Source organism: Pseudomonas lactis, assembly GCF_001439845.1.
In the GTDB taxonomy this organism is placed as follows: domain Bacteria; phylum Pseudomonadota; class Gammaproteobacteria; order Pseudomonadales; family Pseudomonadaceae; genus Aquipseudomonas; species Aquipseudomonas lactis.
Map to the genome: position 1 here is coordinate 102,820 of NZ_JYLO01000007.1, position 20,738 is coordinate 123,557.

General features: G+C 60.3%; 16 protein-coding genes and 1 pseudogene. 10 read left to right on the plus strand and 7 right to left on the minus strand.

Annotation, left to right across the window (positions count from 1 at the left end; translation table 11 throughout):
- Positions 1 to 3: 3 nt before the first annotated feature.
- Positions 4 to 429, minus strand: coding sequence for an HIT domain-containing protein (locus TX24_RS13050; protein ID WP_003193877.1), 426 nt, complete (start codon positions 427 to 429; stop codon positions 4 to 6).
- Positions 430 to 1,170: 741 nt separating this feature from the next.
- On the opposite strand from TX24_RS13050, the gene TX24_RS13055 reads away from it, so the two are divergent.
- Positions 1,171 to 2,469 (plus strand): OprD family porin, encoded by a 1,299-nt coding sequence (locus TX24_RS13055; protein ID WP_003193878.1) that lies wholly within the window; start codon positions 1,171 to 1,173, stop codon positions 2,467 to 2,469.
- A 181-nt stretch (positions 2,470 to 2,650) separates the two neighbouring features.
- Here TX24_RS13055 and TX24_RS13060 read toward each other — a convergent pair whose 3' ends face one another.
- On the minus strand, positions 2,651 to 3,493 hold the full coding sequence (locus TX24_RS13060; RefSeq protein ID WP_057710477.1) for a mechanosensitive ion channel family protein: 843 nt from the start codon (positions 3,491 to 3,493) through the stop codon (positions 2,651 to 2,653).
- Positions 3,494 to 3,630: 137 nt separating this feature from the next.
- The gene (locus TX24_RS13065) at positions 3,631 to 4,116 is read right to left on the minus strand and encodes a YajQ family cyclic di-GMP-binding protein (RefSeq protein ID WP_003193880.1); all 486 of its coding nucleotides are present in this window, start codon (positions 4,114 to 4,116) and stop codon (positions 3,631 to 3,633) included.
- A gap of 123 nt (positions 4,117 to 4,239) precedes the next feature.
- Here TX24_RS13065 and TX24_RS13070 point away from each other — a divergent pair, with 123 nt between their 5' ends.
- From TX24_RS13070 to TX24_RS13080, 3 genes are read left to right on the plus strand one after another with little or no spacing between them, the layout of a single operon-like run.
- Complete coding sequence (locus tag TX24_RS13070; protein WP_003193881.1) at positions 4,240 to 5,157, plus strand: putative 2-dehydropantoate 2-reductase; 918 nt, start codon at positions 4,240 to 4,242, stop codon at positions 5,155 to 5,157.
- A gap of 46 nt (positions 5,158 to 5,203) precedes the next feature.
- Complete coding sequence (locus TX24_RS13075) at positions 5,204 to 7,240, plus strand: sensor histidine kinase (RefSeq protein ID WP_003193882.1); 2,037 nt, start codon at positions 5,204 to 5,206, stop codon at positions 7,238 to 7,240.
- Positions 7,241 to 7,242: 2 nt separating this feature from the next.
- Positions 7,243 to 7,821, plus strand: a complete 579-nt coding sequence (locus TX24_RS13080) for a cob(I)yrinic acid a,c-diamide adenosyltransferase (RefSeq protein WP_032895497.1) — start codon at positions 7,243 to 7,245, stop codon at positions 7,819 to 7,821.
- A gap of 140 nt (positions 7,822 to 7,961) precedes the next feature.
- Here the strand turns inward: TX24_RS13080 and TX24_RS13085 are convergent, their stop codons facing one another.
- From TX24_RS13085 to secA, 3 genes are all read right to left on the minus strand, one after another.
- Positions 7,962 to 8,906: a Nudix family hydrolase gene (locus TX24_RS13085; RefSeq protein WP_034134379.1), complete on the minus strand. Its 945-nt coding sequence runs from the start codon at positions 8,904 to 8,906 to the stop codon at positions 7,962 to 7,964.
- Positions 8,907 to 9,049: 143 nt separating this feature from the next.
- Complete coding sequence (gene argJ, locus TX24_RS13090; RefSeq protein ID WP_003193885.1) at positions 9,050 to 10,267, minus strand: bifunctional glutamate N-acetyltransferase/amino-acid acetyltransferase ArgJ; 1,218 nt, start codon at positions 10,265 to 10,267, stop codon at positions 9,050 to 9,052.
- Positions 10,268 to 10,391: 124 nt separating this feature from the next.
- On the minus strand, positions 10,392 to 13,127 hold the full coding sequence (secA, locus tag TX24_RS13095; RefSeq protein ID WP_057710478.1) for a preprotein translocase subunit SecA: 2,736 nt from the start codon (positions 13,125 to 13,127) through the stop codon (positions 10,392 to 10,394).
- 306 nt (positions 13,128 to 13,433) lie between these two features.
- On the opposite strand from secA, the gene TX24_RS13100 reads away from it, so the two are divergent.
- Positions 13,434 to 13,889 carry a DUF721 domain-containing protein gene (locus TX24_RS13100; RefSeq protein WP_003193887.1) on the plus strand — a complete coding sequence of 152 codons (456 nt, stop codon included), beginning with the start codon at positions 13,434 to 13,436 and terminating at the stop codon, positions 13,887 to 13,889.
- Between the two features lie 4 nt (positions 13,890 to 13,893).
- Here the strand turns inward: TX24_RS13100 and TX24_RS13105 are convergent, their stop codons facing one another.
- A complete protein-coding gene (locus TX24_RS13105; protein ID WP_003193888.1) occupies positions 13,894 to 15,372 on the minus strand; it encodes a helicase HerA-like domain-containing protein in 1,479 nt (492 codons plus the stop codon).
- Between the two features lie 205 nt (positions 15,373 to 15,577).
- On the opposite strand from TX24_RS13105, the pseudogene TX24_RS32915 reads away from it, so the two are divergent.
- From TX24_RS32915 to TX24_RS13125, 5 genes and pseudogenes are all read left to right on the plus strand, one after another.
- A pseudogene (locus TX24_RS32915) lies at positions 15,578 to 16,609 on the plus strand (HAMP domain-containing protein); the annotation flags it as partial.
- Positions 16,610 to 16,702: 93 nt separating this feature from the next.
- Positions 16,703 to 17,467 (plus strand): methyl-accepting chemotaxis protein, encoded by a 765-nt coding sequence (locus tag TX24_RS32920; RefSeq protein WP_373878135.1) that lies wholly within the window; start codon positions 16,703 to 16,705, stop codon positions 17,465 to 17,467.
- A gap of 222 nt (positions 17,468 to 17,689) precedes the next feature.
- Positions 17,690 to 18,811, plus strand: coding sequence for an N-acetylglucosaminyl phosphatidylglycerol synthase (locus TX24_RS13115; protein WP_003193890.1), 1,122 nt, complete (start codon positions 17,690 to 17,692; stop codon positions 18,809 to 18,811).
- On the plus strand, positions 18,804 to 19,556 hold the full coding sequence (locus tag TX24_RS13120) for an N-acetylglucosaminyl phosphatidylglycerol deacetylase (RefSeq protein ID WP_057710480.1): 753 nt from the start codon (positions 18,804 to 18,806) through the stop codon (positions 19,554 to 19,556). The genes TX24_RS13115 and TX24_RS13120 overlap by 8 nt, the downstream gene beginning before the upstream one ends.
- Positions 19,544 to 20,653 (plus strand): glucosaminyl phosphatidylglycerol flippase, encoded by a 1,110-nt coding sequence (locus TX24_RS13125; protein ID WP_057710481.1) that lies wholly within the window; start codon positions 19,544 to 19,546, stop codon positions 20,651 to 20,653. Before TX24_RS13120 ends, TX24_RS13125 begins: the two co-directional genes overlap by 13 nt.
- Positions 20,654 to 20,738: the final 85 nt, after the last annotated feature.

A 20,738-nucleotide genomic window follows, 5' to 3' on the forward strand; every position in this document is an offset into this window, starting at 1 on the left:
GGCTCAGTCCTGGGTAAAGATGAAGTCGGCAGGCAATAGCTCGCGCAGTCGGGTACGAATCGCGGCCAATTGCTCTTGCGTATAGGGCCGGGCCGGGTGCTTGCCCCACACCGGGGCTGGCCAGGCGGCGTCATCGCGCTTGCGCACAATCACGTGCACGTGCAACTGGCTGACCACGTTACCCAGCGCGCCGATGTTCATCTTGTCAGCCGCCAGCCCCTCGTTAAGCAGCTGCGCCAGGGCTGTCGTTTCTTGCCACAAGGTTTGTTGATCTGCGACATCCAGTTGAAACACTTCGCTGATACCGTCGATGCGTGGCACCAGAATGAACCAGGGGTAATTGGCGTCATTGGACAGCAGCAGGCGGCAGAGCGGGAAGTCCCCAATGGCCAAGGTATCTTGTTGCAGGCGTTGATCTAAGGCGAACACGTGGGCACTCCGTTCGGCAGGTCGGTAACAGGCGCCCAGCATACCTTCGAATGCCCAAGGCTTCACGGGCAATGCTGGCGGCCTTGAGGCAGCCGGGCAAAAGAATGCACCCTTTAGAGGCAGTAACCCAGCAGAGCAACGCTAGGCCGGGCCTCAACGGAATGCACCAAAATGACCCACCTGTGCCTCAAAGGGATCCGCCGATTACCCACTGATAAGGGTCAACCGGTAACGTTTTACCCAGGTACAGGATTCAGGTACCACCGAACCGGGGTAACACCCTGGCGTCAAGCCCAACCCAAATGGCGTAAAACCCCCGTGCTTATGCGGTTTTTACAGGTTCATCACACTTTTCACGAAAAAATGACATTCGGTTAGTGGTTTGAGCACGCTTGTTGCATTCACCCCCATATCGTCGGCAACGGCACCCGTTTGGACACAGGTGTTTCGCGATAAAAATAGTGGCGTTTCAATGTGTATCAGGGAAGTGTTCAAACTTTGAAAGAAGTCTGAAAGCAGCATTGAAGTTGCCAGCCTGGATACATTTTGGGCTGTGAATTTGCGACATGGATCTAGCGATTTACGACAGCCTCGTAAAGAAGCTGAAAGGATAGTTGAGTAAGTATCGTCAATAGGGTCTGCGTGAGCTAACTTTGCGCCGACACAAAAAGAAAGAGCCGCCCAGATAAAAATACAGGTGGGACGGCAGTACTCTTCCTAAAACCAAAGGAGCAAATCACGATGCGCGTGATGAAGTGGAGCATGATCGCCCTGGCTGTTTCAGCAGGCACCTCGCAGTTCGCAATGGCGTCCGCCCAGGACGATTCCAAGGGTTTTGTTGAAGACAGCACTTTCAGCATCAATACTCGCGCGCTGTACTTCAGCCGTGACTTCCGTAATGAGCCAGGCGGCGGTTACAGCACCGTCAACGGCAAGCGTAAGAGCCGTGCTGAAGAAACCGGCCTGGGCTTCAATGCCCTGTACGAATCGGGCTTCACCCAAGGCACCATTGGTGTCGGTGTAGACGTGATCGGCCTGATGGGCCTCAAGCTTGACAGCGGCAAGGGCCGCGCCGGCACCGGCCTGTTCCCTACTGGTTCCGACGGTCGTTCGCAAGACGACTATTCCAAAGGAGGCGGCGCGGTCAAGTTCCGCATCTCCAACACTGTGCTGAAGGTTGGCGACCAATACACCACAGCTCCAGTGTTTGCCTCCGACGACAGCCGCCTGCTGCCAGAGCTGCCACAAGGCATCTCGATCACCAGCAACGAGATCAAGGGCCTGAAGCTTGAAGGCGGTCACTTCACTTCCAGCGTCGCGCAGAACCAGACCTACCACGACAGCCTGGGCCTGACCAAAACCGACTTCGTCGGTGGCGTGTATGCCTTCACTCCAGAAGTCACCGGCAGCCTGTACTACGCGAAAACCGAAGATTACTTCCGCAAGTACTACAGCAACCTGAATTGGACCCACGCCCTGAGCGATGATCAGTCGTTCGCGCTGGACTTCAACATCTACGACACCAAGAGCGATGGCGCCGGCCTGCAACGCGCAGAGAAAGATGGCGTGACCAAGCTCGACAACCGCGCATTCAGCTTGCAAGGTGCGTACACCATCGGCGCTCACACCTTCACCCTGGCAGCCCAGAAAGTCACCGGTGACGGCGACTACGGTTACGGCGTAGACGGCGGCGGCACAGTGTTCCTGGCCAACTCCATCGCCCGTTCTGACTTTAACGCCGAAGGCGAAAAGTCCTACCAGGCGCGTTATGACATCAACATGGCGACCTTCGGCATTCCGGGCCTGAGCTTCATGACCCGTTATGTCACCGGTAGCGGCGCCAACACGGGCACCACCAGCAACGGCAAAGAGTGGGAACGTGACATCGAAGCCAAGTACGTGATCCAGAGCGGCCCGGCGAAAGACCTGAGCTTGCGTCTGCGTCAAGCGACTTACCGTTCCGGTGATGGCGTGTACTACGGTTCGCCGTCGATCGATGAGCTGCGTCTGATCGCCAACTACCCGCTGAACATCTTGTAATTACCCGTTTAATTACAATGATGACCTGAGGCTTCGGCCTCAAACAAAAAGCCGCTCCTCTGTTCAACAGGGAGCGGCTTTTTTATTGCAGTTTTATTTCAATCAACAAAACAACTAGCAAGCTAAGTAACTAGTTTGTCAAAGCTGACTTTTCGGCCAAGTTTGATAGCGTCACGCCAAGTTATTTCGTTGCACTTTCCTGCATCACCCGAATAACCCGTTGTGGAAACGGAATATCAATCCCGGCCGCTTTCAAACGGTCACGCGCCAGTTCATTGAGCATAAACACCACGTCCCAATAATCCGGGGTGTTGGTCCAGCAACGCAGGGAGACGGTGATGGAACTGTCGCCCAAGGTCGACACCACCGCCACGGCGGCAGGGTCCTTCAGTACACGTGGGTCTTCGGCCAGCGCCAGCAGCACTTCACGAGCTTTCTGCAGGTCTGCCTCATAGTCCACACCTACATCAAACACGACCTTGCGGGTCGGCTGGCGGTTGGTGTTGGTGATCAGGCCGTTGGACAGGCTGCCGTTGGGAATGATCACCGTCTTGTTGTCGCCGGTGCGCAACACCGTGTGGAAGATCTGGATGCTGTCGACGGTACCCGAGGTACCCTGGGCTTCGATCCAGTCACCGATACGGAACGGGCGGAACAACAGGATCAGCACGCCGCCGGCAAAGTTCGCCAGGCTGCCTTGCAAGGCCAGGCCGATTGCCAGGGTAGCGGCACCGATTGCCGCAACGAACGAGGTGGTGGCCACACCAATCATCGAGGCCACGTTGACCACCAGCATGACTTTGAGCGCGATGTTCGCAAGGCTGGTGATGAAGTGTTGCAGTGCCAAGTCAGCGTTGCGCATGGCCAGCAGACGGCCCACGCGGTGAGTCAAAACATTGATCAGCCACCAGCCAATGGCCAGGGTGACCAACGCCAGCAATACCCGGCTGCCGTATTCCATGATCATGGGGAGCCAAGACTGGGAGGTCTTGATCAGGTGATCCATTTCAGCGTTCAAATCCATCTACTTTCTCCTATTGTGCGGCGATAAGGCTGTATTGACTGCCTGACAACGCAATTGAGCCCCGAAGGGCTCAATTGTAGGCAATGATGCTTGGGGCGTGGGACGTCAAAAGTGCCCACAGGTTCCCCAAAGTGCCATCAGTCGCGGAAGTTATTGAACTGCAGCGGCATGTCAAACGTCTTGGCGCGCAGGGCCGCGATGGCCTCTTGCAGGTCGTCACGCTTCTTGCCGGTGACGCGAACCTGCTCGCCCTGGATGGCGGCCTGGACCTTGAGCTTGGCGTCCTTGATGTGCGCGACGATCTTCTTCGCCAGTTCCTTGTCGATGCCTTCCTTAAGCACGGCTTCCTGCTTCATCAGCTTGCCGGAAGCGTAGGCATCCTTGACTTCCAGGCATTGCACGTCGATCTTGCGCTTGACCAGGGCCAGCTTGAGGATCTCGATCATCGCTTCCAGCTGGAAATCGGCTTCAGCGGTCAGGTTGACGGTCAGTTCCTTTTCCTTGAATTCGAAGCTGCCCTTGCCTTTCAAGTCGTAGCGACGGTCCAGTTCCTTGACGGCGTTCTCGACGGCGTTGGTGACTTCGTGTTTGTCCAGTTCAGATACCACGTCGAACGAAGGCATGTGATTTCTCCAATATAAGGGGCGGGCTCAGTAGAGATGGAGCGCGCCCGAGCTAAAATGCCGGGGCATTATAGCGGTTCTTTCGCGCCGTTCACCGCTGGCGAGCTTATGGAGTACACACTGATGTCGACCCCCTGGCATATTCTTGGCGCCGGCAGCCTGGGCACCCTCTGGGCCGCACGGCTGGCGCGCGCGGGCGTGCCCGTCAGGCTGATCCTGCGCAATGAGGCGCGCCTGGCCGACTATCGAGCCGGCCAGGGGCTGACCCTGGTCGAGCAGGGTGTAGAACAGACTTACCCGGTAGTCGGTGAAACGTCTGACAGCCCAGAGCTGATTCATCGCCTGCTCGTCGCGTGCAAAGCCTACGATGCCCAAAGCGCCATTGCCCAGTTGCAACCTCGACTGGCGCCCGACGCCGAACTGATCCTGCTGCAAAACGGCCTCGGCAGCCAGGACGCAGTGGCCGCACAAGTGCCGTCGGCCCGTTGTATCTTTGCCTCGAGCACCGAAGGCGCGTTTCGCGAAGGCGACTGGCGGGTGGTATTTGCCGGCCATGGCTACACCTGGCTGGGGGATGCGAGCCACCCCACGCCGCCGCTGTGGCTGGACGACCTGCAAGCAGCCGGCATTCCCCACGATTGGGCCAGCGATATTCTCACGCGCCTGTGGCGCAAGCTGGCGCTCAATTGCGCTATCAATCCCCTGACGGTGCTTTACCAGTGCCGCAACGGCGGCTTGCAAGCCCACGCGTGTGAAGTGGCGACCTTGTGCGCTGAACTGGCCGAGCTGCTCGAATGCTGCGGCCAGCCCGCCGCCGCACAAGACCTGCACAGCGAAGTGCAGCGGGTGATCCAGGCCACTGCGGCCAATTATTCGTCCATGTACCAGGACGTGGCCAACGCACGGCGTACCGAGATCAGCTACCTGCTGGGCTATGCCTGCCAGGCGGCCGCCCGCCATCAATTGGTGTTGCCGCATCTACAACAACTGCAAGCGCGCCTGGTCGAGCATTTGCGCGCACGCGGATTGGCCAGCGACTGAGGCACGCGCTACCCTGCCTACCTGTCTATCACCTGGGAAAACCCTGATGCCACTGCGCCAGCGTCTTGAAAATCTACCGGTAGGGCAGAAACTGCTGGCAGCCCTGCTGGTGTTGTTGACCACCGTATTGCTGGTGGCCAACCTGACGTTTATCAGCGCCGCCTACTGGATCTCCCAGGAAAGCATGGCCCCCCAGGCCTTGCAGTCCATTGGTCGACTGGTGTCCAACCCCGCGCTCGCCGCCGAGGCCCTTGAGTCTCCGACCAAGGCCGAGGCGCTGCTCAATGAGCTGACCAGCTATTCACCGTTGCGCGCCGCCGCCCTGTACGACGGCGAAGGCAACCGCCTGGCGCAGATGCAGCACGGCGACCGCCTGCACCTGCCGGACCACTACCGGCATATCGAAGCCTGGCGCCTCACCGAGTTTCGCAGCAACCAGGTCATCACCCTACCCCGCGGCAACCAGCCTTCGGGGCATTTGTTGCTGGTGGCCAGCAGTGAGTTGCCGGTGGCGTTCTATACCGGCACACTGACCGCGAGCCTGGGTATCCTGATTTTCAGCGTGTTGTTGTGGCTGGTCATCGCCCGGCAGATCAAACGCCTGATCACCCGACCGATTCATGAGCTTGAAGAACTGTCCCGCCAGGTGACCCGCGAGGAAAACTACGCGTTACGCGCCGGGCGTGGCAACCGTGACGAAATCGGCAGCCTAGCTGAAGCCTTCAACACCATGTTGTCGCGCATCGAAGCCCGTGAGCAGCAACTTAAACGTGCGCGCGACGATTCCCAGGCTGCGTATGACCAGGCCCAGGGTTTGGCCGAAGAAACCCGGCATACCAACCGCAAGCTGGAACTGGAAGTCCAGGTGCGCAGCAAGATCGAGAAAAAGCTCACGGGCTTCCAGAACTACCTGAACAGCATCATCGACTCGATGCCCTCGGCGCTGATCGCCCTGGATGAACAACTTTACGTCACCCAGTGGAACCAGGAAGCCACCGCCCTATCCGGTACGCGCCTGGACGAAGCCCTGAACCAACCGGTATTCCTGGCCTTCCAGCCGCTCAAGCCGTACCTGCCGCAGATCAAGGCCACCGTGGAGCAACACACGGTGGAGCGGATCGAGCGGGTCACCTGGATCAAGGACGACGAACCCAAGCATTATGCGCTGACGTTCTACCCGTTGATGGGCGGCGCCGGGCGCGGTGTGGTGATCCGAATCGACGACATCACCCAGCGCCTGTCCCTGGAAGAAATGATGGTGCAATCGGAAAAAATGCTCTCCGTGGGCGGCCTGGCGGCGGGTATGGCCCATGAGATCAACAACCCGCTGGGCGCGATCCTGCATAACGTGCAGAACATTCGCCGGCGCCTGTCGCCCGAGCTGCCCAAGAACCTGGAGCTTGCCGAGCAGGTGGGCATCGAGCTGGAGACGGTCAACCGTTACCTGCAAGGCCGCGAAGTCCCGCAACTGCTCGACGGCATTCAGCAGGCCGGCGCACGTGCCGCGAAAATCGTCACCCACATGCTCAGCTTCAGCCGCCGCAGCAATCGCCAGATGGCACCCTGCGATTTGCCGGCGCTGATTGACCAGGCCGTGGAAATCGCCGGCAACGACTTCGACCTGACCATCGGTTTCGATTTCAAGGGCCAGGCGATCATCCGCCAGTTCGATCCGCAACTGGGCCCGGTACCCGGCACCGCCAACGAGCTGGAGCAAGTGCTGCTCAACCTGTTGAAGAACGCTGCCCAGGCCATTCACCTGCGGGAAGACGACAGCGAACCTGGGCGCATTATTCTGCGCACCCGCCTCAACCCGCCGTGGGCCGAAATCCAGGTGGAAGACAACGGCATCGGCATGAGCGAAAACGTGCGCAAACGTACGTTCGAACCCTTCTTTACTACCAAGGAAATCGGCCAGGGCACCGGGCTAGGCCTGTCGGTGTCGTATTTCATCATCACCAACAACCACAAGGGCCAGATGGAAGTGCATTCCACCCTGGGCCAGGGCACCTGCTTTACCTTGCGCCTGCCTCTGGCCGGCAGCCAATTGCCCCCCACTGAATTTACCCAACTGGAGCACTGACCATGGGCTTTCGCCTGTCGAAGATCTACACCCGTACCGGCGACAAAGGCGAAACCGGCCTCGGCGACGGCCGCCGCGTGCCCAAGGACCATCCACGCGTGGAAGCGATTGGCGAGGTGGATACGCTGAACAGCCAGTTGGGCCTGCTGCTGGCCAACCTTGAAGAACAAAGCGGCAAGCATCCGGCGTTGAAGGATGTGATTGAAGTGCTCACCCCTTGCCAGCACCGTCTGTTTGACTTGGGCGGTGAGCTGGCCATGCCGGTGTACAAGGCGCTGAATGCGGCGGAAGTGGATCGACTGGAAGCAGCGATTGATCGTTGGAATGAAGAGGTTGGACCGCTGGAGAACTTCATTCTGCCCGGCGGCTCAGCCTTGATCGCCCAGGCCCATGTGTGCCGCAGCCTGGCGCGCAGCGCCGAGCGCCGCTGTCAGCACCTCAATGCCGTGGAGCCGTTGGAGGGTGTGGGGCTGGCGTATATCAATCGGTTGTCGGATTTGCTGTTTGTGGCGGCCAGGGTGATTGCCAAGCGCCAAGGTGTTGCGGAAGTGTTGTGGCAGGCGGCGGCCAAGCCCCACTGAGCAGATCGTTCCCACGCTTTGCGTGGGAATGCATCAACGGACGCTCCGCGTCCCAAAGCGTGACGCAGAGCGTCGCAGGAGGCATTCCCACGCAGAGCGTGGGAACGATCAGCACGATCAGCAGAGCGTGGGAACGCTCATCACACCTGCGGCCAGAACGCCCGAATACCTGCCACACCTTGCGCACCAGCCTCCCACGCCTGCTCCCGCTGCGCCGGCCCAACCCCGCCCAACAGAAACACCGGCTTGCTGAACCCGGCGATCAACTGCTGCGCCTGCTCCCAACCCAACGGCTGGGCATCCGGATGAGTCTGGGTCGGTTGCACCGGCGACAGGGTGACAAAATCCACGTCCATCATTTCTGCCAGCGCCAGCTCTTCAGCGTTGTGGCACGAAGCCGCCAGCCAACGGTCTTTGGGCAGCGGTCGACCCTTACTGGCGTATTTGCGCAACTGCGCCGAGGTCATATGCCAGCCGGCAGCGGGAAAATCACCCAGCCACTCAAACGGCCCCTTGAGCATCAGTTGCGCCTTGCCAGCACACAGGCCCACCGCATCCACCGCTAGGTCACGGTATTTGGGGTCGTAACCGTTAGGGGCACGCAATTGAACCAGCTTGATGCCACCGGCAATAGCCTTCTGGATACCGCGCAACAGCGTCGGGGTTTCCAGCTCGCCAGGGGTGATCAGGTACTCGGCAGGCAAGCGTGCCGCAGCGACAATCGGCGCATTCGCCGCCGGGAATTCATAGTTGACCAGGTCCCGCGGTGCCACCCACGCCAACGGCTGCCCTTCAGCGCCATGGGGCTCGCCGGTAAAAGCCGAGACTTCCCAGACATCCAGCAATACCTGTTTGTCCGGATAGTCATGTTGCACCTTGATCAGCGGCCGCGTCGTGGTGACCTGGATGCCCAGCTCTTCCTGCAATTCACGGGACAAGGCCGTGGCAACCGACTCATCGGCCTCCACCTTGCCGCCGGGAAACTCCCAGAGGCCGCCTTGATGCTGAGTATCGGCACGGCGCGCCAGCAGGATCCTGCCATCGACACCGCGGATCACCGCTGCTGCTACATGCACTCGTTTCACGCCACTGCTTCCTCTCGTTATAGCCCTTTGTAGGAGCGAGCTTGCTCGCGAAGAACGTCAACGATAACGCGTGCATCCTGGATAAACGCGGTGGCCTTGAGTTTTTCGCGAGCAAGCTCGCTCCTACAGGGGGAGGGTCATTTTCAGGTACGGTATTCCGCGTTGATCTTCACGTACTCGTGGGACAGGTCGGTGGTCCAGATGGTTTCGCTGCACTCGCCGCGGCCCAGTTCGATGCGGATGGTGATTTCTTCCTGCTGCATTACCGCCGAACCCTGGGCTTCGGTGTAGGTTTCGGCACGGGCGCCACGGCTGGCGATGCACACATCGCCCAGGAATACGTCAATCTTGCTCACGTCCAGGTCCGGCACGCCGGCACGGCCAACGGCAGCCAGGATGCGGCCCCAGTTCGGGTCCGATGCAAACAACGCAGTCTTGATCAGCGGCGAGTGCGCCACGGTGTAGCCCACATCCAGGCATTCCTGATGGCTGCCGCCGCCGTTGACTTCAACCGTGACAAACTTGGTCGCGCCCTCGCCGTCACGCACGATGGCCTGGGCCACGTCCATGCACACTTCGAACACCGCCTGCTTCAACGCCGCAAACAATGGGCCTTCGGTAGAAGTGATTTCCGGCAGGTTGGCCTGGCCGGTGGCGATCAGCATGCAGCAGTCGTTGGTGGACGTATCACCGTCGATGGTGATGCGGTTGAACGATTTGTTGGCGCCGTCCAGCATCAGGCGTTGCAGCACATCGCGGGAGACTTTGGCGTCGGTGGCGATATAGCCGAGCATGGTGGCCATGTTCGGGCGGATCATGCCTGCGCCTTTGCTGATACCAGTGACGGTGATGGTCACGCCGTCATGCACAAACTGTCGGCTCGCGCCCTTGGGCAAGGTGTCGGTGGTCATGATGCCGGTGGCCGCAGCCGCCCAGTTATCCACAGACAAGTCATCAAGCGCGGCTTGCAGGGCGCCTTCGATTTTTTCCACCGGCAGCGGCTCACCGATCACACCGGTGGAGTACGGCAGCACCTGGCTGGCATCGACGCCGGTCAACTGGGCCAGCTTGGCGCAGGTGCGCGCCGCCGCGACGAGGCCTGGCTCGCCGGTGCCGGCGTTGGCATTGCCGGTGTTGGTCAGCAGGTAACGGATCGAACCGGCCACGCGCTGCTTGGCCAGAATCACCGGTGCGGCGCAGAAGGCGTTGAGGGTGAACACACCCGCCACGGTCGAGCCTTCAGCACAACGCATCACCACTACATCCTTGCGCCCCGGGCGCTTGATGCCGGCCGAAGCGATACCGAGTTCAAAACCGGCAACCGGGTGCAACGTGGGCAAAGGACCAAGACCAACAGCCATGAATGCGCTCCTTAAAAATAGGTGATGTCTGTGCCGTCGCTATCGACGGTGGGAATTAATGGCAAAACGCCGCGACGGCAAAGGCCGGTCGCGGCGCGGGGTGTTGCAGCGTCAGGCGAAAATCTTATTCGATCTGGCCGTGGCAGTGTTTGAATTTCTTGCCCGAACCGCAGTAGCACAGTTCGTTGCGACCCAGCTTCTGGTCATTGCGAACCGGGGTCTGGGCCAGGGCCACATCGACCTCTTCACCCAAGGCTTCAGGCTCATCCAGGCCCGGCGCTTCGTCGTGCTGGAACTGCATGCGCGCCGCCAGGGCCTCGGCTTCCTGACGCAGGCGTGCTTCTTCCTCGATCGGGTCTTCGCGACGCACCTGAACGTGGGACAGCACGCGGATCGAGTCGCGCTTGATCGAATCCAGCAATTCGGAGAACAGCGTGAACGACTCGCGCTTGTACTCCTGCTTCGGGTTCTTCTGGGCGTAGCCACGCAGGTGGATACCGTGGCGCAGGTGGTCCATGGTCGACAGGTGGTCTTTCCACAGGTCATCCAGCACGCGCAATACGATCTGTTTCTCGAAGGTGCGCAGTGCTTCGGCACTCGCCTGCTCTTCTTTCTCGTTGTACGCAGCCAGCAGCTCGGCCATCAGTTTTTCGCGCAGGGTTTCTTCGTACAGGTGGTCGTCTTCGTCCAGCCATTGCTGAACCGGCAAGTCCACACCGAAGTCGCTCTTCAATGCCGCTTCCAGGCCGGCAACATCCCACTGCTCAGGCAGCGATTGTGGCGGGATATGCGCGCTGACAGTGGCGTTGAGCACGTCCTGACGGAAATCAGCGATGGTCTCGCCAATGTTGTCGGCGGCCAGCAACGTGTTACGCATGTGATAGATCACTTTACGCTGTTCGTTGTTGACGTCGTCGAACTCGAGCAGTTGCTTACGAATGTCGAAGTTACGGCCTTCTACTTTGCGCTGGGCCTTCTCGATGGCGTTGGTCACCATGCGGTGCTCGATCGCTTCACCGGACTGCATGCCCAGGGCTTTCATGAAGTTCTTCACCCGGTCCGACGCGAAGATACGCATCAGGCTGTCTTCCAGCGACAGGTAGAAGCGGCTGGAACCGGCGTCACCCTGGCGACCGGCACGGCCACGCAGCTGGTTGTCGATACGACGCGATTCGTGACGCTCGGACGCGATCACCTGCAAGCCACCGGATTCCAGTACGGCCTGGTGGCGCTTCTGCCAGTCGGCCTTGATCTGGGCGATCTGCTCAGGCGTCGGGTTGTCGAGCGAGGCCACTTCCACTTCCCAGTTGCCGCCCAACAGGATGTCGGTACCACGACCGGCCATGTTGGTGGCGATGGTCAGTGCGCCTGGGCGACCGGCCTGGGCGATGATCTCGGCTTCTTTTTCGTGGAACTTGGCGTTCAGTACCTTGTGCTCGATGCCTTCCTTGTTGAGCAGGTTGGACACGTGCTCGGAAGTCTCGATGGTGGCGGTACCCACCAGGATCGGACGGCCCTTGGCCATGCCGTCCTTGATGTCATTGATGATCGCCGCGTACTTCTCTTCGGCGGTCAGGAACACCAGGTCGTTGTAGTCTTTACGCGCCAACGGCTTGTTCGGCGGAATGACCATCACGGCCAGGTTGTAGATCTGGTGGAATTCGAACGCTTCGGTGTCGGCCGTACCGGTCATGCCGGACAGCTTGTTGTACAGACGGAAGTAGTTCTGGAAGGTGGTGGACGCCAACGTCTGGCTTTCGGCCTGGATGTTGAGGTGTTCCTTCGCTTCGATGGCCTGGTGCAGGCCTTCGGACAGGCGACGACCGGGCATGGTACGACCGGTGTGCTCGTCGACCAGAACCACCTGGCCTTCCTGCACGATGTATTCGACGTTGCGATGGAACAGCTTGTGGGCGCGCAGGCCGGCATACACGTGGGTCAACAGGCCCAGGTTGTGCGCCGAGTACAGGCTTTCACCTTCGGCCAGCTCGCCGATCTGGGTGAGCATCTCTTCGACAAACTGGTGACCGGCTTCGTTGAGTTCGACCTGGCGGGTCTTCTCGTCGATGGTGAAGTGACCTTCTTTGGTCACCACGCCTTCCACTTCCTCGATGTGCTGCTCCAGGCGCGGGATCAACTTGTTGATCTCGGTGTACAGGCGCGAGCTGTCTTCGGCCTGGCCGGAGATGATCAGCGGGGTACGGGCTTCGTCGATGAGGATGGAGTCGACTTCGTCGATCACGGCAAAGTTGAGTTCACGCTGGAATTTTTCATCCATGCTGAACGCCATGTTGTCGCGCAGGTAGTCGAAACCGAATTCGTTGTTGGTGCCGTAGGTGATATCGCAGGCGTACGCGGCGCGCTTCTCTTCCTGCGGCTGGAACGGCGTTACCACGCCGACGGTCAGGCCGAGGAATTCATACAGCGGGCGCATCCAGTTGGCGTCCCGGCGAGCCAGGTAGTCGTTCACCGTCACAACGTGCACGCCCTTGCCGGACAGTGCGTTGAGGTAGACGCCCAGGGTTGCCACCAGGGTCTTGCCTTCACCGGTGCGCATTTCGGCAATCATGCCTTCATGCAAGGTCATGCCGCCGATCAACTGGACGTCGAAGTGGCGCATGCCCATGACGCGCTTACCGGCTTCACGGGCGACCGCGAAGGCTTCGGGCAGCAGCTTGTCGAGGGTTTCACCTTTGGCTATGCGGGCCTTGAACTCTTGGGTCTTGGCGCGCAATTGCTCGTCCGACAGAGCAACCATCTGCTCTTCGAAGGCATTGACCAGCTGCACCGTCTTGAGCATGCGTTTGACTTCGCGCTCATTCTTGCTTCCAAAAAGTTTCTTTAACAAAGGCGCAAACATATCGGCAGGTTCTTCCACACATAGGGATGGAGGGCGCACCGTGAGTGGCCCGAGCAGCCCTCACGGCCGCATTGCGAACGCGCATTCTACCCGGAATCGTGGGTGAGGAAAGTGGCGTTGTTCCCCGAGGCAGGCACGGCGCTGTGAGAGGGCTTGTTTAAAATAAGGGCTTTTGCGCGAACTTCAACCCATGGAGTGCAGAAGTTACTTATTGATTTCATGGGCAAAGCCCAGCCGACGCAGAGCCTCGGGGTGTGCAGGCGCTTTCTGCTAAGATAGCCGCTCTGTTACCTAAGGTGTCTAAACATGGCATTTCGCCCTCTCACAGCCCGCGCTCCCGGCGTGTTGCTTCGCGAAGCCAAGCCGTTGAAAGCCATCTTTGGCCATGCCAAGCGCCTGGGCCATTTGCAACGCCTGCTTGAAAGCCAGCTGCAACCGGCCGCACGTGAGCACTGTCATGTGGCGTCCTGGCGGGAAGGCAATCTGCTATTAATCGTCACCGATGGTCATTGGGCCACCCGCTTGCGTTATCAGCAAAAACGCTTGCAGCGCCAGTTGATGGTGTTTGAAGAGTTCGCCGGTTTGACGCGCATTCAGTTCAAGGTGCAGCCACCCACCGTGCCGCAAGGCGCAGTGGGGCATACCCTGGACCTGTCGGAAACAGCCGCCGAAACCCTTCAGGCCACCGCCGAAGGGATCAACGACCCTGGCTTGCGCGCCGCCCTGGAACGGCTGGCCGCCCATGCCCGGCCCAAAGCCTGAAGCGCTACTTGCGTTTGCTGCCGCCCAATAACGAACCGAGCAGACCCCGCACCAACTGACGCCCCATCTGATTGGCGGCCTGCTGCATGGCTGATTTCAACGCCTTGCCCGCCGTGGTCCCCAGGAAGGCACCGGCCTTGTCGGTGAAGCTCGGCTCTTCGGCGGCCGGCGCGGCCTGCTCGGCAGGCCCAAGTTCCTTGCGGGCCATCAGCACTTCATAGGCAGACTCACGATCCACCGGCTTGTCATAGCGCCCCAACAGCGGCGAACTGGCGATCAACGCTTTGCGTTCGGCTTCGCTGAGCGGCCCGATCCGCGATTGCGGAGGAGCAACCAGTACGCGCTGGACGACTTCTGGCGTGCCCTTTTCCTGCAAGGTTCCCACCAATGCCTCACCGGTGCCCAACTCTGTGAGCACCGACAAGGTATCGAATGTCGGGTTGGGCCGGAAACCGTCCGCCACCGCCCGTAGGGATTTCTGCTCTTTGGCGGTGAACGCACGCAAACCGTGCTGGATGCGCAAGCCCAGTTGCGCCAGTACCGTGTCCGGCAAGTCGCCCGGCGATTGGGTGACAAAATACACGCCGACGCCTTTGGAACGGATCAGGCGCACCACCTGCTCCAGGCGCTCCTGCAAGGCTTTTGGCGTATCGGCGAACAACAAGTGCGCCTCGTCGAAAAACAACGCCAGCAACGGTTTGTCGGCATCGCCGCGTTCCGGCAATTGTTCGAACAACTCTGCCAGCAGCCACAGCAGGAAGGTCGCGTAGACCTTCGGCGCTTCATGCACCAAGCGGCTGGCGTCCAGCAGGTGGATGCGCCCACGCCCATCGCTGGCGGGCTGCAAAATATCTTCCAGTTGCAGGGCCGGCTCGCCAAACAAGGCTTCGGCGCCCTGCTGCTCCAGCACTGCCAGGCGCCGCAACAAGGCCTGGCTGGAACCGGTGGTCATCAAGGCGGCGTCTTCGCCCAGCAGTTCCGGGTGATAGCGCAGGTGATTGAGCAGTGCCTTGAGGTCCTTGAGGTCCAGCAGCAACAGGCCTTCGCGGTCGGCCACTTTGAATGCCGCATAGAGCGCCGATTGTTGGCTGTCGGTGAGTTCCAACAGGCTGCCGAGCAAGAGCGGGCCCATTTCACTGATGGTGGTGCGCAGTGGGTGACCGGATTGGCCGTGGATATCCCACAGGGTGACCGGGTACGCCTGGGCGGTGTAATTAAGGAAGGGCATACCGGCAATACGCTCGGCCACTTTGCCCTGGGGGTTGGCGGCGGCGCCCAGGCCGCAGAGGTCGCCCTTGATGTCGGCAGCGAACACCGCCACGCCCGCATCACTGAAGGCTTCCGCCAGGCGCTGCAAGGTGACGGTCTTACCGGTGCCCGTGGCGCCGGCGATCAACCCATGACGGTTGGCCAGGCGCATGGACTGGGCGATGGGCTGGCCGTCAAGGCCGGCACCGATAAGCAGTTGTGTGGAGTCAGGCATTTCGTCACCTATGGTTAATCTTTAGTGCCGCGAGGTCGATATAGACGGATGTAAGCCCGACAAAGACTAAAAAACGGTCAGATAATTCCGATACGGACCAACGGAGCTATCACCAGAAATACCACACCTTTTTTGACGCTGCCATTTTGCGCCTCCCGCATAGGATGCGCCTCGGATATTAAGACCTTAGCGGACCCTTCAAGCCATGAACAAAAATCTGCGCTTCAGCCACAAGATCCTGCTTGCAGCCTCCCTTATCGTCATCGCCGCCTTTGCGTTGTTTACCCTTTACAACGACTACCTGCAGCGCAACGCGATTCGCGACGACCTCAATAATTACCTGCATGAGATGGGCGACGTCACCGCCAGCAACATCCAGACCTGGCTCACCGGGCGTATCGCCCTGGTGGAAAACGCCGCACAGAACATCGCCATCAACCCTGAAAAAACTGTCGTCGCCAGCCTGCTGGAGCAGAAAGCGCTGACCTCGTCATTCATGGCCACCTACGTCGGTGACAGCCAGGGCACATTCACCATCCGCCCTGATACCAAGATGCCCGACGGCTTCGACCCACGTGTTCGCCCCTGGTACAAAGGCGCCCAGGCCAGTAACGGCTCGACCCTGACCGAACCCTATATCGACGCGGCGACCGGGCAACTGATCATTTCTGTCGCCACGCCCAGCGCCAAGGGCGGCCAAAGCATCGGCGTAGTCGGTGGCGACCTGAGCCTGCAGACCCTGGTGGATAACATCGGCGCGTTGGATTTTGGCGGCATGGGTTATGCCTTCCTGGTCAGCGCTGACGGTAAAGTGCTGGTGCACCCGGATAAAGCCCTGGTGATGAAGACCCTGGCGGACGTTTATCCAAAAGACACACCAAAGATCAGCGCTGACTTCAGCGAAGTGCAAGCCAACGGCAAGACCAATATCGTGACGTTCACACCGATCAAGGGCCTGCCCTCGGTGAACTGGTACCTGGGCGTTTCGGTGGATAAAGACAAGTCTTTCGCCATGCTCAGTGAGTTTCGCACCTCGGCGGTGATCGCCACGATCATCGCGGTGGTGATCATTATCGCCCTGCTCGGCATGCTCATCCGCGTCTTGCTGCAACCTCTGCACCTGATGACCCGCGCCATGCAGGACATTGCCGACGGTGAAGGCGACCTGACCCGCCGCCTGACCATCCAGAACAATGATGAGTTCGGCACCCTGGGCAATGCGTTCAACCGCTTCGTGGAGCGCATTCATACCTCGATCCGCGAAGTGTCTTCCGCCACCGAGCACGTCAATGAGGTGGCCCTGCGGGTGGTCAGCGCCTCGAATTCGTCGATGGTCAATTCAGACGAACAGGCCAACCGTACGAACAGCGTTGCTGCGGCCATCAACCAACTGGGGGCGGCAGCCCAGGAGATCGCACGCAATGCTGCACAGGCTTCTAACCAGGCCAGCGATGCACGGCACCTCGCCGAGGACGGCCAGCAGGTGGTTGAACGCAATATCAAGGCGATGACGCTGTTATCCAGCATGATCAGCACCTCCAGTACCAATATCGAAGCACTTAACAGCAAAACGGTGAATATCGGCCAGATCCTTGAGGTGATCACCAGCATTTCCCAGCAAACCAACCTGCTCGCGCTCAACGCGGCGATCGAAGCGGCGCGCGCCGGCGAAGCCGGGCGTGGCTTTGCGGTGGTAGCCGATGAAGTGCGCAACCTGGCTCATCGCACTCAGGAGTCGGCGCAACAGGTGCAGACGATGATCGAAGAGCTACAGGTGGGCGCTCGGGATTCGGTGAGCACCATGAGCGAAAGCCAACGCCACAGCCTGGACAGCGTGGAAATCGCCAACCTGGCCGGCGAGCGCCTGAACAGCGTGACCCAGCGCATTGGCGAGATCGACGGCATGAACCAATCGGTCGCCACTGCCACTGAAGAACAGACCTCGGTGGTGGAGTCGATCAATATGGACATCACCGAGATCAACACCCTCAACCAGGAAGGGGTGGAAAACCTGCAATCGACCCTGCGCGCCTGCTCGGACCTGGAACAACAGGCCTCGCGTTTGAAGCAATTGGTGGGCAGTTTCCGGATCTGATTAACAACACCGACCATTAAAACGAACGCAAGGCGATCCAATGTGGGAGCGGGCTTGCTCGCGAAAGCAGTCTATCAGTTGAAGATGTACTAACTGACTCACCGCTTTCGCGAGCAAGCCCACACAGGGGACCTGCGTTTAACCGACCGGCAAACACACCAATCCCAATCGAACATCTATCCTTACCTCAGGTCCATCTAGGGAGAGCAATGGATCGGAGGGATGTTCATCGTGCATATCGCTGACATAACCATGTTCTACGCCCCGGCCAGCGGTGGCGTACGCACTTACCTTGACGCCAAGCACCGGCGTCTGGCGCTCAAGCCGGGCATTCGCCACAGCCTGTTGATCCCCGGCGCACATTTGAGCGAGCAGGACGGCATCTTCAAAGTACCGGCGCCCGCCCTGCCCTTCGGCAAAGGCTACCGTTTCCCCGTTCGCTTGGCGCCATGGCGAAATGTCCTGCACGATTTACAGCCCGATCTGATCGAAGTGGGCGACCCTTACCTGACCGCCTGGGCAGCCCTGGATGCCCGGCGCCAGTTGGATGTGCCGGTCATCGGCTTCTACCACTCCGACCTGCCACTGCTGGTGAGCAACCGCATGGGGCCTTGGTTTACCCCCAATGTTGAAGCCTATGTGCGCAAACTCTATGGGAATTTTGACCGAGTGCTCGCCCCCAGCCAGGTCATGGCCGACAAGCTCACCGGGCTTGGCGTCAGAAATGTCTTCGTGCAACCCCTGGGCGTAGACCTGCAAACCTTCACCCCTGAGGTACGTGACCCCGGCCTGCGCGCCGAACTGGGGATTGGCGAAGACACTCGGCTACTGATCTTCGCCGGGCGCGGCTCCAAGGAGAAAAACCTACCGGTGCTGCTCAACTGCATGAAGCGCCTGGGGGATGGCTACCACTTGCTGCTGGTGGGCTCCGGCATGCCGGCCAGCGTGCCGGACAATGTCACCGTGATAGATGGATTCCGGCCCGCCCAGCATGTTGCGCGGCTGATGGCCAGCGCCGACGCCTTACTGCATGGCGGCGACCAGGAGACCTTCGGCCTGGTGATTCTGGAAGCCATGGCCTGCGGTATTCCGGTGGTCGCCGTGGCGGCCGGGGCCTTTACCGAGATTGTCGATGAGCGTTGTGGCCTGCTGTGCGCGCCGAACAACCCCAAGGCCATGGCCGATGCGGTGCGCGAGCTGTTCAGTACCGACAGCCGACGCCTGGGGGCCCAGGCTCGGCGCCATGTCGAGCAGCACTATGCGTGGGACACGGTAGTCGACAGCCTGTTGGGGCATTACTACGCCGTGCTGGGCAGCCATGAACCGATGCTCGCCCATGGCTGAGCGCGCGCTGATGCTGGTACTGCACGACGTGGCACCGCACACCTGGGCCGACTACCGGCCCTTTGTCGAGGCCGTCGACGCACAGGGCAACGTGCCCATCACTTGGCTGGTGGTGCCGGACTTCCATCACCATGACGACTTGGCCGCCCACCGCGATTTTCGGCGCCTGCTCGATAGCCGTGTCGCCAAGGGCGATGAACTCACCTTGCATGGTTACTACCATTGCGACGACCAACCTCGGCCGCGTACGCCAAAAGAATGGTTTATGCGACGCATCTATACCCACGAAGGCGAGTTTTACCAGCTGTCCGAAGCCGAGGCGTTGCGGCGGCTGACCGCCGGCATTGAGGTATTCCAGCGTAATAGTTGGCCGCTGCATGGCTTTGTTGCACCCGCCTGGTTGATGAGCGACGGCACCCGGCAGGCATTGCGCCAGTTGCCGCTGAGCTACACCAGCGACCCACAACATTTTTATCGCCTGCCGGACTTCACGCCTATCAACGCCCCCGGCCTGGTGTGGAGTGCGCGCAGTGCCTGGCGCCGGGGATTATCCAAAGTCCTCAGCGACCGCCGGGAACAGCGGTGGCAGAAGGCCCCGCTGATCCGACTGGGATTGCACCCGGTGGACATGCGCCACAGGTTTTCCCGCGATTATTGGCTGCACACCCTGCAACGCCTGCTCAACGCGGGGCGCGTCCCCCAAACCAAGGCCGCCTGGCTGGCGACGCAGCCATGGGCCGACTGATCTGGTTAATGTTGGCGCTCTTGGTGGCGCTGGTGATCCCCCTGTGGCTGGGCGGCGGCGATAGCATTACACGCCTGCGCCAGTTTCCGCTGCCCCAGTTGCTGGGGATGTTCACCATGATCATCGGCTGTTGGCTGATCAACAGCCTGCGCATCCGCCTGTTGCTTGGCGAGCATCGCGCTCGGTTAGGGCCGCTCAAAAGCCTAGGCGTGGTGATATCCACCGAGTTCGCCATGTGCGCCACACCCGGTGGCAGCGGCGGGCCGTTGACCCTGATGGCACTGCTGGCACGTCACGGCGTGCGCCCCGCCCACGGCAGTGCGGTGTTCGCCATGGACCAACTGAGCGACTTGGTGTTTTTTCTCTGCGCACTGGTGGGCATCCTGCTGTATGCGCTGTTTCATAGCATCAGCCCGCGTATGGAGTGGTTGCTGGGGCTCAGCGCCGTGTCGATGGTGGGTGGGGTGATCAGTGGCTGGGCCGTGGTGCATTTTCACCGACGGCTGATTCGCCTGGCGGGTTTGGCACTCAAGGCCATGAAGGTCGGCGCTACCGCCCGCCGACACTGGGCACGCCGGTCGCTGCGTTTTCTTGCGGCGTTCAGCGCCACGCTGAAACTTCCCCGGAGCACCTTGCTTGGGGTCTTTGCGCTGACCAGCCTGCATTGGTTGCTGCGTTACAGCGTGCTGTACCTGGCGCTGCGCGGGTTGGGCGGTGAGGTGCAGTGGGCCTGGAGTTTTCTGATCCAGATGCTGTCGCTGACTGCCGGGCAGTTCAGCCTCGCGCCAGGCGGGGCCGGCGCAGCGGAGTTGACGTCAGCGGCACTGCTGGCGCCCATGGTGGGCACATCCACGGCGGCGGCGGCGATTCTGATCTGGCGAGCGGTGACCTATTACTTCTATTTGCTGGCCGGTGCGCCAGTGTTTCTATTGATGGTCGGCAAACCGCTGCTCAAGCGTCTTTTTCAGGGGCGGCAGGCGGCTGGTCCTGCGCCTGTGTCTGCTCCCATAAACGCGCCGCGCCTGGAAAATCAGTTCCATCCTCGGCATCCAGCGCGTCGGGGTCGTAACGACTCAAACAGCCCTCGCCCAAGGTAGCAGGCGCCCGTGAGGTGGCTTTATCGAGCGGGTCGCTCATGGGAATCTCCTGAAACAGAAATAAAAAAGGGCCAGGAGAGTTTTA

Coding starts and splice junctions, on each gene's coding strand:
- TX24_RS13125 (WP_057710481.1), top strand. CDS start 19,544: ATGGGCCGACTGATCTGGTTAATGTTGGCGCTCTTGGTGGCGCTGGTG.
- TX24_RS13060 (WP_057710477.1), bottom strand. CDS start 3,493: ATGGATTTGAACGCTGAAATGGATCACCTGATCAAGACCTCCCAGTCT.
- TX24_RS13075 (WP_003193882.1), top strand. CDS start 5,204: ATGCCACTGCGCCAGCGTCTTGAAAATCTACCGGTAGGGCAGAAACTG.
- TX24_RS13105 (WP_003193888.1), bottom strand. CDS start 15,372: ATGCCTGACTCCACACAACTGCTTATCGGTGCCGGCCTTGACGGCCAG.
- TX24_RS13080 (WP_032895497.1), top strand. CDS start 7,243: ATGGGCTTTCGCCTGTCGAAGATCTACACCCGTACCGGCGACAAAGGC.
- TX24_RS13055 (WP_003193878.1), top strand. CDS start 1,171: ATGCGCGTGATGAAGTGGAGCATGATCGCCCTGGCTGTTTCAGCAGGC.
- argJ (WP_003193885.1), bottom strand. CDS start 10,267: ATGGCTGTTGGTCTTGGTCCTTTGCCCACGTTGCACCCGGTTGCCGGT.
- secA (WP_057710478.1), bottom strand. CDS start 13,127: ATGTTTGCGCCTTTGTTAAAGAAACTTTTTGGAAGCAAGAATGAGCGC.
- TX24_RS13100 (WP_003193887.1), top strand. CDS start 13,434: ATGGCATTTCGCCCTCTCACAGCCCGCGCTCCCGGCGTGTTGCTTCGC.
- TX24_RS13065 (WP_003193880.1), bottom strand. CDS start 4,116: ATGCCTTCGTTCGACGTGGTATCTGAACTGGACAAACACGAAGTCACC.
- TX24_RS32920 (WP_373878135.1), top strand. CDS start 16,703: ATGGTCAATTCAGACGAACAGGCCAACCGTACGAACAGCGTTGCTGCG.
- TX24_RS13115 (WP_003193890.1), top strand. CDS start 17,690: ATGTTCATCGTGCATATCGCTGACATAACCATGTTCTACGCCCCGGCC.
- TX24_RS13120 (WP_057710480.1), top strand. CDS start 18,804: ATGGCTGAGCGCGCGCTGATGCTGGTACTGCACGACGTGGCACCGCAC.
- TX24_RS13070 (WP_003193881.1), top strand. CDS start 4,240: ATGTCGACCCCCTGGCATATTCTTGGCGCCGGCAGCCTGGGCACCCTC.